The organism is Neotamlana sedimentorum, from assembly GCF_000943565.1.
Classification (GTDB): domain Bacteria; phylum Bacteroidota; class Bacteroidia; order Flavobacteriales; family Flavobacteriaceae; genus Neotamlana; species Neotamlana sedimentorum.
Window position 1 is genome coordinate 169279 of the sequence record NZ_JTDW01000004.1, and the last position, 15230, is coordinate 184508.

At 31.4% G+C, this 15230-nt stretch carries 13 protein-coding genes and 2 pseudogenes; 12 read left to right on the plus strand and 3 right to left on the minus strand.

Translation table 11 applies throughout. The features are described 5' to 3' along the window. Positions 1–178 precede the first annotated feature (178 nt). Positions 179–1333 (plus strand): adenylyltransferase/cytidyltransferase family protein, encoded by a 1155-nt coding sequence (locus tag PW52_RS05655; protein WP_044632240.1) that lies wholly within the window; start codon positions 179–181, stop codon positions 1331–1333. Between the two features lie 63 nt (positions 1334–1396). On the opposite strand, the gene PW52_RS05660 is transcribed toward PW52_RS05655, so the two are convergent. Further along, a complete protein-coding gene (locus PW52_RS05660; protein ID WP_044631963.1) occupies positions 1397–1747 on the minus strand; it encodes a winged helix-turn-helix transcriptional regulator in 351 nt (116 codons plus the stop codon). 245 nt (positions 1748–1992) lie between these two features. On the opposite strand from PW52_RS05660, the gene PW52_RS05665 reads away from it, so the two are divergent. The 9 genes and pseudogenes from PW52_RS05665 (at position 1993) to PW52_RS05705 (ending at position 10996) form a co-directional block, all read left to right on the plus strand. After that, positions 1993–2652 carry an oxygen-insensitive NAD(P)H-dependent nitroreductase NfsB gene (locus PW52_RS05665; RefSeq protein ID WP_044631964.1) on the plus strand — a complete coding sequence of 220 codons (660 nt, stop codon included), beginning with the start codon at positions 1993–1995 and terminating at the stop codon, positions 2650–2652. A 20-nt stretch (positions 2653–2672) separates the two neighbouring features. Beyond that, positions 2673–3503: pseudogene (locus PW52_RS05670) on the plus strand (DUF4437 domain-containing protein). 106 nt (positions 3504–3609) lie between these two features. Next, on the plus strand, positions 3610–4470 hold the full coding sequence (locus tag PW52_RS05675) for an AraC family transcriptional regulator (RefSeq protein ID WP_044631965.1): 861 nt from the start codon (positions 3610–3612) through the stop codon (positions 4468–4470). A gap of 126 nt (positions 4471–4596) precedes the next feature. After that, positions 4597–5559: a hypothetical protein gene (locus PW52_RS05680; RefSeq protein WP_044631966.1), complete on the plus strand. Its 963-nt coding sequence runs from the start codon at positions 4597–4599 to the stop codon at positions 5557–5559. Positions 5560–5807: 248 nt separating this feature from the next. After that, positions 5808–6599 (plus strand): SDR family NAD(P)-dependent oxidoreductase, encoded by a 792-nt coding sequence (locus PW52_RS05685; protein WP_044631967.1) that lies wholly within the window; start codon positions 5808–5810, stop codon positions 6597–6599. Positions 6600–6679: 80 nt separating this feature from the next. Then, a complete protein-coding gene (locus tag PW52_RS05690; protein WP_044632241.1) occupies positions 6680–7300 on the plus strand; it encodes a MarC family protein in 621 nt (206 codons plus the stop codon). 74 nt (positions 7301–7374) lie between these two features. After that, positions 7375–7968, plus strand: a complete 594-nt coding sequence (locus tag PW52_RS05695; protein ID WP_044631968.1) for an NAD(P)H-dependent oxidoreductase — start codon at positions 7375–7377, stop codon at positions 7966–7968. 3 nt (positions 7969–7971) lie between these two features. Then, complete coding sequence (locus tag PW52_RS05700) at positions 7972–9861, plus strand: monovalent cation:proton antiporter-2 (CPA2) family protein (protein ID WP_044631969.1); 1890 nt, start codon at positions 7972–7974, stop codon at positions 9859–9861. Beyond that, the gene (locus tag PW52_RS05705; protein ID WP_205618120.1) at positions 9851–10996 is read left to right on the plus strand and encodes an MBL fold metallo-hydrolase; all 1146 of its coding nucleotides are present in this window, start codon (positions 9851–9853) and stop codon (positions 10994–10996) included. Before PW52_RS05700 ends, PW52_RS05705 begins: the two co-directional genes overlap by 11 nt. A 6-nt stretch (positions 10997–11002) precedes the next feature. On the opposite strand, the gene PW52_RS05710 is transcribed toward PW52_RS05705, so the two are convergent. Both PW52_RS05710 and PW52_RS05715 read right to left on the minus strand, forming a co-directional pair. Further along, positions 11003–11398 carry a hypothetical protein gene (locus PW52_RS05710; protein WP_131453978.1) on the minus strand — a complete coding sequence of 132 codons (396 nt, stop codon included), beginning with the start codon at positions 11396–11398 and terminating at the stop codon, positions 11003–11005. Positions 11399–11826: 428 nt separating this feature from the next. Then, positions 11827–12725, minus strand: a pseudogene (locus PW52_RS05715) (EamA family transporter). A 137-nt stretch (positions 12726–12862) separates the two neighbouring features. On the opposite strand from PW52_RS05715, the gene PW52_RS05720 reads away from it, so the two are divergent. Beyond that, on the plus strand, positions 12863–14344 hold the full coding sequence (locus PW52_RS05720; RefSeq protein ID WP_044631971.1) for a phage tail sheath family protein: 1482 nt from the start codon (positions 12863–12865) through the stop codon (positions 14342–14344). A 213-nt stretch (positions 14345–14557) separates the two neighbouring features. Beyond that, the gene (locus PW52_RS05725; protein ID WP_044631972.1) at positions 14558–15214 is read left to right on the plus strand and encodes a hypothetical protein; all 657 of its coding nucleotides are present in this window, start codon (positions 14558–14560) and stop codon (positions 15212–15214) included. Positions 15215–15230: the final 16 nt, after the last annotated feature.

Below are 15230 nucleotides of genomic sequence, written 5' to 3' on the forward strand. Positions count from 1 at the left end.
ATTTCTGCAGTAGAGTTTAATTTATTTCTTTTAACTCCAATAGCCATTTAAAGATAAAAGAAACCGTTAAGGCTTTTTGTTTTGTTATGTGTTTAATTTCACATAAATTGCTTAAAATATTTTATTTTTTAGAAATATGGTTAATAGCGACTATTTTAAAAACAATAAAATTATTAATATGACAAAAAAAGTTTTTGTTTCTGGCTGCTTCGATATGTTGCATAGTGGTCACGTAGCATTTTTTAAAGAAGCTGCAACCTTTGGTGATGTGTATGTTGGTCTTGGCTCAGATAAAACCGTTTACGAACTAAAGGCTAGAGAAACAATTAACTCGGAAGACGAACGATTATACATGGTAAAAGCGATTCGTCATGTAAAAGATGCATTTGTAAATAGTGGATCCGGATTAATCGATTTTGAAAAGGAATTACGCGAGTTAAAACCAGATTATTTTGTGGTAAACGAAGATGGATATTCCGATTTAAAACGTGAAATTTGTGAAGATTTAAATATTGAATTACACGTATTAGAGCGTTTCCCAGAAACAGGTTTGCCAGAGCGTTCCACGACAAGTATTCGTAAATCGAATATTTGTAATTTACCTTACAGAATTGATTTAGCAGGAACTTGGATAGATCAACCTTATGTTTCGAAATTCCACCCAGGATGGGCGCTTACGTTATCTTTAGAACCAATCTTTGAATATTTCGAGCGTAGTGGCATGTCAACTTCTACAAGAAATGTAGCAAAAAAAATATGGCCACTTTCTTTACCATTAGAGAAGCCTAAAAAAATGGCCAAAATGCTATTTAGTTTTGAAAACATTCCAGGTAAAGAGTTTGTTTCTGGTGCACAAGATGCTATTGGTATTTGTATGCCTGGTTTAGTAAGACACTATTATGATAATGAATATTGGCCTATTAAATTTGAAGAAAACCATGAAGAAGAAACTTTCGATTGGTTAGAAAAACATATTAGTATGGTTTTACTTTGGCCTCGTGAAGATGATTTAGATTTACTTGGTGAAACGTATATTAACGAAGAAAATGTTAAATCGCTTACCAAAGCAGCCGAAAAAACTTGGGAAGCAATCAGCAATAAAGATTTAAAAGGTTTTGCTAGTGGTGTTGTCGAGTCGTTTAATGCGCAAACAACTATGTTTCCAGCAATGGTAAACGAAAAAATATTAAAAGCAATGGCACCTTATAAAGAAAAAGCACTAGGATGGAAACTTTCTGGAGCAGGTGGCGGAGGTTATCTAATTTTAATTTCAGAGAAACCAATTGAAGGTACTATGCCTATTAAAATTCGACGTAAAGGTTCGGAATTATAGGTTTTACTTTAAAAAATAGAAAATTAATAAAACAACGATAAACTGAAGCCTATCGTTGTTTTTTTATGGTGTATTTACAAATTCACCTTTTTCTTCAACGGCATAAACGCCCCAATTAGCAATAGACTGAACTACAGGAATTAATGTTTTTCCGAAGTCTGTTAACGAGTATTCTACTTTTAACGGCGGTTTAGAAGTATAAACTTTACGTTTTATTAAACCATCTTCTTCTAAAGTTTTAAGCTGCAAACTTAAAGTGCGTTCGGTTACCGTTGGCATTTCCTTTCTTAATTCATTGTAACGAAGTGTTTTTTCTTGCAAATGAAATAATATAACTGTTTTCCATTTTCCACCAATAAGTCCCATTGTTAAACTAGCGCAACATGGGTAACTTTTTCCATTATAGTTATACATAATTATTTTGATTTACATTTAAAATTAGCACAAAGCTAGTAAACTATAAATAATAATACAACTATACTTTTTATAGTAAATTTAACATTGTTTCTAATCCCTTGTTATTATTGGGATTACATATTTTTGTAATGTAAAATTTCATACTATCATTTTTGACCGTTATTGCTCAATATTCAAACTATCAATATTTTTGCCACTATACTTTTGATAGTTAATTAAAAAATATAAATAATCAATTAAAAATGAATTTAAAAGAAACATTAAACTGGAGATACACGACTAAAGAATTTAATCCTTCTAAAAAAATCTCAAACGAAGATATGGACCAAGTAAAAAACTTGTTACGCATGAGCCCATCTAGTGTAAATCTTCAGCCTTGGCATTTTATTATTGCAGAAACTAAAGAAGGTAAAGCGCGTATGGCAAAAGGTACTCAAGGCTTCTTTCATTTTAACGAACCTAAAGTAACGAATGCTTCGGCCGTGGTCCTTTTTTGTGCAAAAACTGATGCCGATAATGAGTATTTTCAACATATAGCGGATACAGAAGATAAGAATGGAAGGTTCCCAAATGAAGACATTAAAAACGGATTTTTAGGAGCCGTTAAAGCATTTGCAGGAATACATAAATACGATTTAAAAGATTTAAATCATTGGATGGAAAAGCAAGTATATCTTAACATAGGAAGCTTTTTATTAGGTGTTGCAACTTTAGGTATTGATGCTACACCAATGGAAGGTATAGATGTAAAAGCTTTAGATGAAGAATTTGGATTAAGAGAAAAAGGATTCACTGCTTTAGTTGCCGTTTCCATTGGATACAGATCAGAATCTGACTTTAATACAACAGATAAAACGCCTAAATCTAGATTACCGGAAAGCGAAATTTTTACTGAAATATAAAGCAGATTAAAACCTTAACGATGAAAAATTTTATAATAGCTGTTTTATTATTGGCAGTAATTGGAGCAAACGCACAAACACCAACAACAGACGACAGAAAATCTAAAAACGAAATTGTTACAACAAACCAAATAGAATGGGGATGGCTTAATCCGTTGCGAGGCGATAAAAGTCCAGCTGCTGGAAAACTATGGGGTGACCGCACAAAAAATGAACCTGCAGGATTTTTAGTAAAATTTAAAAAAGGATTTTCTTCGCCACCACATATTCATAACATTACTTATCGTGGTGTTGTGATTAAAGGATTGTTACACAATGATGATGAAAATGCTGAAAAACAATGGCTGCCAGCAGGATCGTATTGGTAGCAACCTGCAGGCGAAGCACATATTACAGCTGCCGATGCCGAAGATAATATGGCATTTTTAGATATACAGGAAGGACCTTATTTGGTAAAACCAACATCTGAAGCTTTTGATAACGGCGAGAAACCTATAAATGTTGATAAGACGAACTTAGTTTGGTTAAACGCTAACGATATCGAGTGGGTTACAGCAAAAAGTAATGTAGAAACCGCATTTTTATGGGGAAGTCACGAAAAAAATAAATTACGTGCCTCATTAATAAAATTACCAGCTGGTTTTAAAGGAAAAATTAAAAATTTAAGTCCAAATTTTAGAGCAGTTGTAATTTCTGGAAAAGTAAGCCATCAATTTTCTAAAAAAAATGATGAAAATACTTTAGAACCTGGTTCTTATTTTGGTGCTGAAGAAGATGCAAAACTTTTATTAAGTACAGAGGTTGAGACCGTAATTTATATTCGTTCAAACGGTAAATTCAATATAAGATAGATGACAATTTTTAGTTAATTAGATTGATTATTAGCAGAAAAGCCACAACATTTGGAACTATAATGTGTGGCTTTTTAATTATAAATAGATAAAGTTGTAATTCGTAGTGGCAAGAACTATTTTAGAAAATATCGTTATTCAACAGCACAAAGACCAAACGTTTTTTTCGTTTTGTGAGTACACCAACATACGTTTTTTCGAGATTTTATATTTTGAAAAGGGTAGTGGTAGCATTAAAATTAATGGAAAAACAGTTAACTATACATCAAATAGTGTTTTTGTATTCATTCCTGATGATATTTATATTGTTGAAACAGAAACTGCTACAAGTACCATTGCCATTAAATTTTTAAAGAGTTTTTTCAGAAACACCAATTCGAAAAACCAAGAATTACCAGTAAACGATTGGTTTCGTAAAATTGAAGAAATTTTGAATAGCAAAAGTCACGAATTACGAGAAATGCAGTTTGAAACAATATCAGACAGGTCGCATTTAGTGTCTTTAGTAAATATGGTAGCTTCAGAATATCTAAATACTCAAACTCACGATATTTTCATTATTCAAAATTCGTTATCTGTAATACTACATTTAATTGCGCGTAATATTCAATATTTGAATACTTTAGAAGTAAAAGAAACTAAATCTTCTAAAATTCAGCAAATCATCAATTATATTCATTCCAATATTTATAATACTGAATTATTGACGACCAAAAGTTTAGCAAATGAGTTTCATATGGCAGATAATTACATTAGTGAATATTTTAAAAAACATACCGATATTCCTCTTAAAAAATACATCATCAACTACAAATTAAAATTGGTAGAAACACGCTTAAAGTACACAGATGCGCATGATTCTGAAATTGCTTTAGAACTTGGTTTTACCGATTCTAGTCATTTAAATAAAACTTTTAAAGCTTATAAAGGCGTTAGTTTAAGTGCTTTTAAAGCTGGTTTAGTCTAGGTTTTTACTACAAACCTTATTTTTTACTAAAACAACCATTTTTACTACCAAAAACGAAGAGGTGTTTGCTTGTAATTTTGTCTTAAATAACAAGTACAGCAACAGTTGTATTATAAAACATAAATCATGAAAACAATAACAAATACAAATGCACTTGCCGAAGCTCGTGCTCTAGAAGTGCCATCAAGAGAACTATCATTAAGACGCGATCCATCGGTTTCAAAATTTTGGAACGATAACCGTAAATTATTAGAGGCTGCTTGGGCAGAATGGGAATTAGAAAATAAAGACAATCTGTTATTGCCAGACGAATCTTTATTAGATCCAAAATTAAGAAAAGCCATTAATGAGGCTTGGGAAAACCCAAAAAAAGAAAAAGCTGTGGCCGATTTATGGGAAGAAATAATTCCTGGAGTTTACGAAACACAGTTTTTCGATTTAGAACGTTTAGCAGATTTTAGAAAGTATTTAGAAGATGCCGTAAATTCCGGAATACCAAAACGTGCACCTTACGGTATACAGTTAAATCGTTATGGAATGATGCTAGATCCAAGATCTGAAGGACATTTGGCTGCACCAAGCTTTCAAGCATTTTATAATGCTATTATGGACCGTTATATGCGTCCGATTTCTCGACTTTTATTAGGAACTTACGGTTATGATAATCAGACTTTCGGGTTTTCAATACAGTACAATCCAGATAAAGACAAAGATTTACATGCGCATACCGATGCTTCATCAGCAACCTTAAATATCAATACCAATTTACCTGATGAAGCATTTACAGGATCAGTTGTCGATTTCTATGATAAAGCTTCAGGAAAAACCGTGCAAACTAAATTTGAGCCCGGTAAAGCCATTATTCACAGAGGAAATGTGCCACACGCAACACATCCAATAACAAGTGGTCAACGCAGTAACTTAGTGGTTTGGTTATATGGTGATCAGATGCAAATTCCTCGTGGCAGTAGCAGTAGTTACGGAAATATCAGTAGCAATTCTATAAAAGATATGGCATTAGAAAGTGTTACAGCACGCCAACGTTGGAGTTTGCCTGATGGACCAAAAGATACTTTTGCTCCGTTTTAAACTTGTCGATACAAATTTCACTCATTTCAATCGTGAAATTTACTCGAATTGACGATTCATTAAAATTATAAGAAATTAAAAGAAACGTCGGTTCGAGTGATTTTTATTCAGAAGACATTTTGAAGAAAAATAGTATCGAGAACTAATTAAAAATAAAACGAAATGTCACCTTGAGCGCAGTCGAAAGGTCTCAATAATTCTCGACTGTGCTCGAACTGACATATTTCAACTAAAAAACACATAAATAAATGAAAAACATATTAATAACAGGAAGTACGGACGGAATCGGTAAATTAACCGCATTAAAACTGGCTAAAGATGGACATCAAATTTATCTTCACGGTAGAAGTGAAGCCAAACTAAAAGCGGTAATTAACGAGATAAAAGCAGCATCAAACAATAAAAATATCACGGGTTTTGTTGCCGATTTTTCAGATATAAATGCCGTTAAAAAGTTGGCAGAGCAAATTAAAAAAGAAGTTTCTACATTAGATATTCTTATAAATAACGCTGGCGTTTTTAAAAGTCCAACGGATAAAACTATTGACGGATTAGATTTGAGAATGGCAGTAAATTATTTAGCACCTTTCGTTTTAACAGAAAGTTTAGTGCCTATTTTAAATACAGGTTTAGAAACAAGAATCATCAATTTAAGTTCTGCGGCACAAGCTACGGTACAAAAAGGAGTGTTAACCGGTGATGCTACGGTAAATGCTAGCGAAAGCTATGCACAGAGTAAGTTGGCGTTAACTATGTGGTCGTTCAACTTTGCTAAAAATCATCCAAATATAGTAACGATAGCTGTAAATCCTGGTTCTTTATTAAATACTAAAATGGCCAAAGAGGCATATGGACAGCATTGGTCACCAGCCGAAAAAGGTGTTAATATTTTATATTCATTAGCTGTAGATGCTATGCATATAAGTCATTCTGGTCACTATTTCGATAATGATAAAGGCAGCTATAATAAAGCTCATCCCGATGTTTATAACATGGCTAAAATTAAACAACTGTTGTCAGATACGAATGCACTAATTTGATAATCTAATAATCATAAAAAAACAAAATTACTTGCACATGATGAAGTTATTCAATTTCTTGCATGATTAATTTTATTAAAATGGATAATCTAATAACTTTTTCAATAGCAGTATTTACAGCTTTTTTTGCTATAACGAATCCTATATCAAATATGACAGTATTCTTGTCGTTAACTCAAGGTGCAAACAAAGCAACCAAGCATGATATAAATAAACGATCAAATCTGATTGCTTTTATTATTGTAGCGACTTTCGTGTTACTCGGTAAATACATTTTTGAACTGTTTAATATTAGTATTCCTGCGTTTAAAATAACAGGGGGAATACTAATTTTTTATATCGGTTTTGAAATGTTACAGTCGAAGAAATCTAATGTGAAAAATATAAAGGATGTACATATTGACGAAAATATAGCCATATCACCTTTAGCCATTCCTATTTTAGCTGGACCTGGAACTATTGTAACGGCTATGAATTTTGTTGCCAGTGCTGAAACCGCTCATATAATTTTAGTCATACTTATTTTTGGCTCTATGAGTTTGTTAACTTTTATTACTTTTAGATTAAGTGATTTAATTGTTAAGGTGGTAGGTAATAATGTGATTTCTGTAATTGGTAAAATAATGGGATTAATTATTGCCATTATAGGTACAGGAATGATTATTCAAGGCATAAAAATTTCATTTAATTTAATGACCTAATCTGTAATAATTGTAGACAACAGAAGGGAATTGTTGACAGTATAATCTGTTAAATGTTTATATTCAAATATATTATGAAAAAAGTACTTATTCTTTTTGCACATCCAAAATTTGAAAAATCTAGAGTAAATGCTGCATTAATAGAGCGCTTAAAAGATAAGGCACATGTAACATTTCACGATTTATACGAGCAATATCCCAACTTTCATATTAATGTACAACATGAACAAGAATTACTACTTCAACATGATGTTGTTATTTGGCATCATCCGTTGTATTGGTATAGTAGTCCTGCAATTTTAAAACAGTGGAAAGACCTAGTTTTAGAGTTTAATTGGGCATACGGACCAAACGGAAAAGTACTGCATAATAAAACGGTTTTTAATGTGATAACCACTGGTGGCTCGCGAGAAGTATATTGCAATGAAGGCTATAACACGTATACCATTAATGAATTTTTAAGACCATTTGAGCAAACTGCTAAGTTATGTGGAATGAATTATTTGCCACCTTTTGCTGTTATGGGAACACATCATTTGTCTGATGATGGTTTATTGAATTATGCTAACCAGTACGAGCAATTAATCGATTTACTTCAAGGCGATTTTAATGCAATGCAGTTATCAAATTGCTTTTTTCTTAACGATTTAAAAATTTTAACCGTTTAATTTATGTCTGGAAGTTTATTGTTTGAAGCCATTGTTTTTTTAGCAGGAGCCATTATTTGTGTGTCTTTAGCAAAACGCCTGGGCTTAAGTTCGGTTATTGGTTATTTATTAGCAGGTGTTTTAATTGGGCCTTATGTATTCGGGTTTATAGGAAAAGAAGGAGAAGATATTCTACATTTTGCAGAGTTTGGTGTGGTCGTGATGCTGTTTTTAATTGGACTTGAAATAGAACCCAAAAACTTCTGGAATATGCGAAAATCTATCCTTGGAATGGGTGGGATTCAAGTTGCATTAACCGTTGGTTTAACGTATATATTTTTCACGTTTTTAGGTTATGATTGGCAAGTTGCCTTAGCAATTGGTATGGCTGTAGCCTTATCATCAACAGCAATTGCGTTACAAACGATTAAAGAAAAAGGCTTAATGAACACAACGTTTGGTTCCAGTTCGTTTTCTATATTATTATTTCAAGATATCATCGTGATATTTATGATTGGCTTTTTGCCTTTACTGAGTAATTCATCTGAAGAAACTACAAGTACTGAAGCGCATTCAACTGAAACTTTAATTGAGAGTTTACCCATTGGCTTACAAACTTTAGCTATTATTTTATCAGTTGTAGCCATTGTATTAGCTGGTCGTTATGTGGTTGTACCTATGCTTCGAAAAGTAGCAAAAACAGGTGTTAGAGAATTATTGATTGCAGCTGCGTTTTTAATCGTATTCGGTATTTCATACTTAATGGAATTTGTGGGGTTAAGTCCCGCTTTAGGTGCCTTTTTAGGCGGGGTTGTTTTATCTACTAGTGAGTTTAAACACGAACTGGAAAGCACGCTTGAACCTTTTAAAAATTTATTACTCGGACTCTTTTTTATGGCTGTAGGCGCATCCATCAACTTTGTGGTTATTGCCAACAGTCCGTTAACTATTGGTGGTATTTTACTCGCTATTATTGTTATTAAAGCGGTTGTGCTGTTCATTACAGGGCGTATATTCAAACTAAAATTAGACCAAAATGTCTTGTTAACTTTTAGTTTAGCTCAAGTTGGTGAATTTGCTTTCGTATTGTTATCGTTCGCCTTTCAAATAAATATTTTAGAGCAAGAACAAATGGATATGATGCTGGTTGTAACCGCAGTTTCTATGTCGTTTACTCCAATTTTGGCTGTTATAAATGAGCGCATCATTCTTCCAAAAACTGGAACTAAAGAGTCTATTAAACGTCCTATGGATCATATTGCAAAATCGCAAAAAGTAATTTTGGTTGGTTTTGGTCATTTTGGGAGTACTGTTGGTCGTTTTTTACGATCTCATGGTGTTGAAGCTACCATTTTAGATTTCGATTCTAACCGTGTTGATTTTCTTCGAAGAATGGGGTTCGAAGTGTATTATGGCGATGCTACACGCGAAGATTTATTAGAATCTGCAGGAATTGCAGACACAAAATTGTTAATATGTGCCACCAATAAAGTTTCTGTAGCAAAAGCCATTAGTAAAATTGTGAAGGAAAAATATCCACACGTTGAGATGTTGGTTCGTACTAAAAACCGTTACGATGCTTATGAGTTATTGAATCTTGATGTCACTAATATTTACCGTGAAACTTTAGATACGTCTTTAGCATTAGCGAGTGATGCACTTAATAAATTAGGCTTTAGAAAGTATACTTTAAACCGTCAAGTACAGAATTTTATAAAGTACGATGAAGCCAGTTTAAGACGATTGGCTGCTGAACCTAAACGCGACGAAGACTATGTGTTTATGGCAAGAAAAGAAATAGAACAGCAAGAAAAATTACTAGAAAATGATTTTAAACGAGGCATTGTAGCTTACGATATTCATTGGGATAGTGAACATATTAGAAAGCAATTAGAAAAATCTAATGAAGCATAAACTTTTAAAAATATTAAAACGAATGGTTTTAAGCATTGTCATAATTATTGTCGTAATCGCGGTGATTGCCGTGTTATTTATTCAATTTAGTCCGCAATTTGGAGGTAAAGCCTCAGAAGAAGCCATTGCAACTTATAAAACATCGAAAAATTATAAAGACGGATTATTTAAAAATACCAACGATGTTAAACTCGATATGAGTTTAAAAGATATGGGAAAAGCCTTAAGCGGATTTTTTAAGAGTTCGCCAAACACAAAACCAGAGCATGATTTACCAACCTCTACTTTAGATTCCTTAAGCATTATAAATTATACAGGCGAAACACGACTGGTTTGGTTTGGGCATTCTACATTTTTATTACAAACCGAGGGAAAAATAATTTTAATCGACCCAATGCTTGGAAGTGTACCTGCACCGCATCCTGCTTTAGGAAGTAAGCGTTTTAGTGAAACATTACCAATTACTATTGAAAAGTTACCTAAAATTGATGCTGTTATTATTTCGCACGATCATTACGATCATTTAGATTACGAATCGATTAAAGCTTTAAAAGATAAAGTTGAACATTTTTTCACACCACTAGGGGTTGGTGCACATTTACAAAAATGGAAGGTATCTAAAACTAAAATTACCGAATTAGACTGGTGGCAAGAAACCACATTTAAAAATTTAAAATTGGCTTGTACACCAGCGCAACATTTTTCGGGACGTGGTTTAATCGATCGCGCTAAAACCTTGTGGTCTTCTTGGGTAATACAAACAGAATCGGATAATATTTTCTTTAGTGGAGATAGTGGTTATGCCAACCATTTTAAAACCATAGGTGAGAAGTACGGCCCGTTTGACTTCGCCATGATAGAATGTGGGCAATACAACAAAATGTGGCCAGAAATACATATGTTTCCAGAAGAAACAGTACAAGCCGGAATAGATTTAAATGCTAAAAACATTATGCCAATTCATTGGGGTGCATTTAAACTCGCAATGCATACTTGGACAGACCCTTTGGAGCGTTTTATTACAGAATCAGAAAAACTAAAGGTTAATTATACCATACCTATAATAGGTGAGTTTGTTCACTTAAAAATTAAGAAACAAAATAACGAAACAGGCTTTTGGTTTCGGAAATATTAAAAAATGTTAGTTTTCTATAATTTTATGGTCAATTATTGTGGCTTCTAATAAAAACTTCATCAATAAATAAATAGAGCCAATATGACAAACAATAATTAGAGCAGTGAGAATTCTTTCAAAATATATAAACTCATTTATAATACTAAAAATGAGTTGAAAGAAATAAGCAATTACAGAAATAAGTAATACCACAGCGTTATTATACATACTTTTTAAATAAATAATACCCGCCGAAATAAAATAAATTATAAAACCGATAGTAGCTAAACTTGTTAATATTAAAGGAGCATTAGTTAATTCTAAAGATAAAACTTTTAATAGAGAAAAAATTAAATAGACAACTAATCCTAAACTTAAAATAACAGATACAGACAAGAGTGATCTTAATTTGTTTTTATGCAAATAATTACGAATAGTTAAAATGTAACAAATTATGCATAAGTTAGTTAATATAGATATATAAATATAGTACGCTTGAAAATCTTTAAATATTAACACATCTGAAACTAGAGTTAGAACAATTGCCAGTATAAAAAACAAGTTTATTTTTTTCTTAGATATCAAGATATATTTTAGGGTAATACTAAAAATTACAACTGGGACACTATAAATTAGATAAGATTTCTTTGAAAAAAAGCAGAAAAGAATTGAAATTAAAAAAAAGAGAACTATTAAAACATCCAAAAATTTAATTTTAGACACCTTAAAAAATTTAATTAATTTTCCTTTCGAAATCAATATAAAACAAAGTTTTTTCTTTCATTAAAGATATAGAATTTCTTGTTTATATTAAATTCATTAAAGCTTAAATATTATAAAGTGAAAATCCTTTAAGAATATAAAATAAGAAAAACGCCAAGCATAATACCAAAAAGAGGAATCAGTTTTTTACGTTTGTTTTGTTCTTTAAAAATAATACCACCAGCAACTACCGCTATAATTATTTGACTTCGTTTTATTGCAGAGAGCAGCATAATTAACGCATCAGGATCTTGTAGGGCTTTAAAGTAAAAATAATCGGCTGTTTGCAATAAAACACCAACAGCAATAATAGACCATCTGAATTTAAAAGCGCTACGTTTTTCTGGATAAGGAAACCAAGTTATACATAAAATAATTATTAAAATTACAATGGTGTATAAGCAAAACCAAAATTGCAATGTTTGCGGATTTAAACTTAAATTCTGAATTAAAAATTTATCGTATAAACCACTGCTTGCTCCTAAAAATGTAGCACCAATAATGGCAAATATCCACTTATTTCGTTTAAAAATAATGCCCTCTTTTTTCCCAATTCTAGAGTATAAAATCACAGAAAAAATAATTAAGAAAAAACCAAACCACTGGAAAGCATTTGGAGCTTCTTTATAAATTACTATAGCTCCAATAAATGTAAAAAAAGGGCCAGCAGAACGTATTGGAGTTACTATAGTTATTGGCAAATGTTTTAGCGCCTGATAAGCCAGTAGCCATGAACCGGCCATTATTATTGATTTTATAAAAATAAAACCATGATCTTTCCAGCTTATACTCTGGAAATTATATCCATTACTAATAGCATAGTTTGGATACAAAAGAGACAACAAATAAAATGCAGCAATAAATATAAAACCGCTACTAACTGTACGTAATAATATAGGAAAGGCTTCGTTGCCTTGTACAGCATGCTTTTTGCACAAGTTATGCACACCTAAAAAATAGCCGCTAAAAGACCTAAGTACATCCACATAATGGGCGCGAATATACTTTTAAATTATATTTATACTAGCACCTATTTTATAAAGTTTTAATTAATAATTAAAATAAAATACTTAACAATATTAACTAACTAATTTAAAATGTGTATTTTAAACATATTTATATAGTATGGCAGCAAAATATAAAACTCCAGGAATTTATATTAACGAAATAAACAACCTTCCTAATGGTATTGCTCAGGTTGAAACTGCTATTCCTGCTTTTATTGGATATACAGAAAAGGCAGAATTTAATGATAATTCATTAATTAATAAACCAACTAAAATTAGTTCGCTTACGGAATATATTAATTGTTTTGGAAGAGGGTTTTTAGCAAAATGTAATCTTTTATCAAATAAAATAGCAAATAACGGGCAAGAAGCAGTAAAAATAAACGGTAATAATTATATAATTGATTTTGCTAATCATCAAAAAGCATATATGTATGCAAGCTTAAAGTTATTCTTTAATAATGGTGGAGTTGCTTGTTATGTGGTTTCTATTGAAACGTATCAAAATAAAGATAACATTGTTCTAGATAATGAAAAGTTTGTAAGAGGTTTAAATCTCCTAGAAACTCAAATAGAACCTAGTCTTGTCGTAATTCCAGATGCTGTTAATTTATCTAAAATTGGCTGCTATCATTTGTATCAAAAAGTACTACAACATTGTTCAAATATGAAAAATAGGGTAGCGGTTCTTGATGTTTTTGATGGTTTTAAACCTATTTCATCTCAAGTTATTACAGAGTTTAGGCAGCATATTGGTAGCTTACATTTAAATTATGGTGTAGCGTATTATCCGTGGCTCGAAACATCAATTAATTCAAAAAACGACATCACTTTTAAAAATATCAATCTTAATTTATCCGAACTTTCAAACTTACTTCCCGAAGAAGCCGCAAAAATATTAATTGAAGAATTTATAAATGAGAGTCAACCAATTAATGGTGAGGAAAATTTACATGAAGCGCTTTTAATTTTAAGCCCAAGTTATGTTTTATTAATTGAAGCTGTAAAAAAAGTACTGAATATTTTACCGCCATCGGGTGCTATGGCAGGTATTTACGCCATGGTCGATCAAAATAAAGGTGTTTGGAAAGCTCCTGCGAATGTGTCGCTAAATTCAGTTATTAAACCAACAATCCCAATTAGTAATTCTCAACAAGAAATTTTAAATGTTGATGCGACTTCTGGTAAATCAATAAATGCCATTCGTAGTTTTGTTGGAAAAGGCACCTTGGTTTGGGGCGCTAGAACTTTAAATGGAAATAGCAATGAATATCGTTATATTAACGTAGTACGAACATTAATTATGGTGGAACAGTCTGTAAAAAATGGCTTAGAACCTTTTGTTTTCGAACCTAACGATGCTAATACTTGGAAAAATATTAAAAGTAAAATTGAAAATTTTCTATTAAAATTATGGAGACAAGGTGCTTTAGCTGGATCTAAACCAAGTGATGCATTTTTTGTAAACATTGGTTTAGGAGTCACCATGACAGCAAATGATGTTATACAAGGTAAACTAATAATTGAATTAGGACTTGCCATTCAAAGACCCGCCGAATTTGTAATACTTCATCTGCAACAACAATTACAAAATTCATAGACTCTTAAAAAACTGTTCTTTAATAGAAATTTGTCATAAAATATTTTTTAAATTCATGTAATTATTTGATTTTGAGAAGTTAATAATTTTTATTTTTAGTCTTTTTATAGCTTTTATTAGTGAAATACCTTGTATTGGGTATGGTGTTGATTTCAGGTTTCATTTAGTTTAGTGATATAAATTTATAGTATTAATCACTAAAACTAAATAATAATGGAAAATGAAAATATTTTTATTAAATTAAAAACATTAATAATCCCAATTATAGTAACATTTGCTATTGGAATTATTATTGGTTATTTTTTAGATAAAAGGGGTGAAAAACTGGCGAAATTTTCACTTGTTAGCGGTAAGCATAAATTATCTATTGAATTGGATCAGGAAAGAATAAGTGATGAAGATTTATTAAATCAGTTATTTTCTAAAGAATGGAGTAAAAATGCCACAAAGGCTTGGTTAAAAGAAAATAAAGAAATTTATTTCTACAAAGATTTGGAATTAACCTCTAGTATAAAGAAATTAAATCCGGAAAATGACTTCGAAATTTCTAATGGTTTTCAAGATTTAAGTATTAAACGGTTGGGGCCTTGGAGCTATATGTCTGATACGATTAATGTTGGTTTTCCTGCCATAGCACCAAAAGAAGGACTAGCATTTGGTTGTGAAACGGGGAAGTATTTTAGGAATAAGGTTAAACTATATTCCTTAAATGGAAAAAATGAAGTTATAGTAGATGTAACGAACCGTTATGAATGTCCAGATGGAATTAAGGCTCCAGATATTCAAATTAGTAAAGAAGATAGATTAAAACTTTTTGGAGATACACCAGTTAATAAAACTGAAAAAGTTTATGCTTTGATATTGCCTTAATATGAAATATATAACC

Bases quoted from the DNA above. Each gene is read 5' to 3' on its own strand.
- PW52_RS05655 (WP_044632240.1), top strand. From the start codon at position 179: ATGACAAAAAAAGTTTTTGTTTCTGGCTGCTTCGATATGTTGCATAGT.
- PW52_RS05660 (WP_044631963.1), bottom strand. From the start codon at position 1,747: ATGTATAACTATAATGGAAAAAGTTACCCATGTTGCGCTAGTTTAACA.
- PW52_RS05665 (WP_044631964.1), top strand. From the start codon at position 1,993: ATGAATTTAAAAGAAACATTAAACTGGAGATACACGACTAAAGAATTT.
- PW52_RS05680 (WP_044631966.1), top strand. From the start codon at position 4,597: ATGAAAACAATAACAAATACAAATGCACTTGCCGAAGCTCGTGCTCTA.
- PW52_RS05685 (WP_044631967.1), top strand. From the start codon at position 5,808: ATGAAAAACATATTAATAACAGGAAGTACGGACGGAATCGGTAAATTA.
- PW52_RS05690 (WP_044632241.1), top strand. From the start codon at position 6,680: ATGGATAATCTAATAACTTTTTCAATAGCAGTATTTACAGCTTTTTTT.
- PW52_RS05695 (WP_044631968.1), top strand. From the start codon at position 7,375: ATGAAAAAAGTACTTATTCTTTTTGCACATCCAAAATTTGAAAAATCT.
- PW52_RS05700 (WP_044631969.1), top strand. From the start codon at position 7,972: ATGTCTGGAAGTTTATTGTTTGAAGCCATTGTTTTTTTAGCAGGAGCC.
- PW52_RS05705 (WP_205618120.1), top strand. From the start codon at position 9,851: ATGAAGCATAAACTTTTAAAAATATTAAAACGAATGGTTTTAAGCATT.
- PW52_RS05720 (WP_044631971.1), top strand. From the start codon at position 12,863: ATGGCAGCAAAATATAAAACTCCAGGAATTTATATTAACGAAATAAAC.
- PW52_RS05725 (WP_044631972.1), top strand. From the start codon at position 14,558: ATGGAAAATGAAAATATTTTTATTAAATTAAAAACATTAATAATCCCA.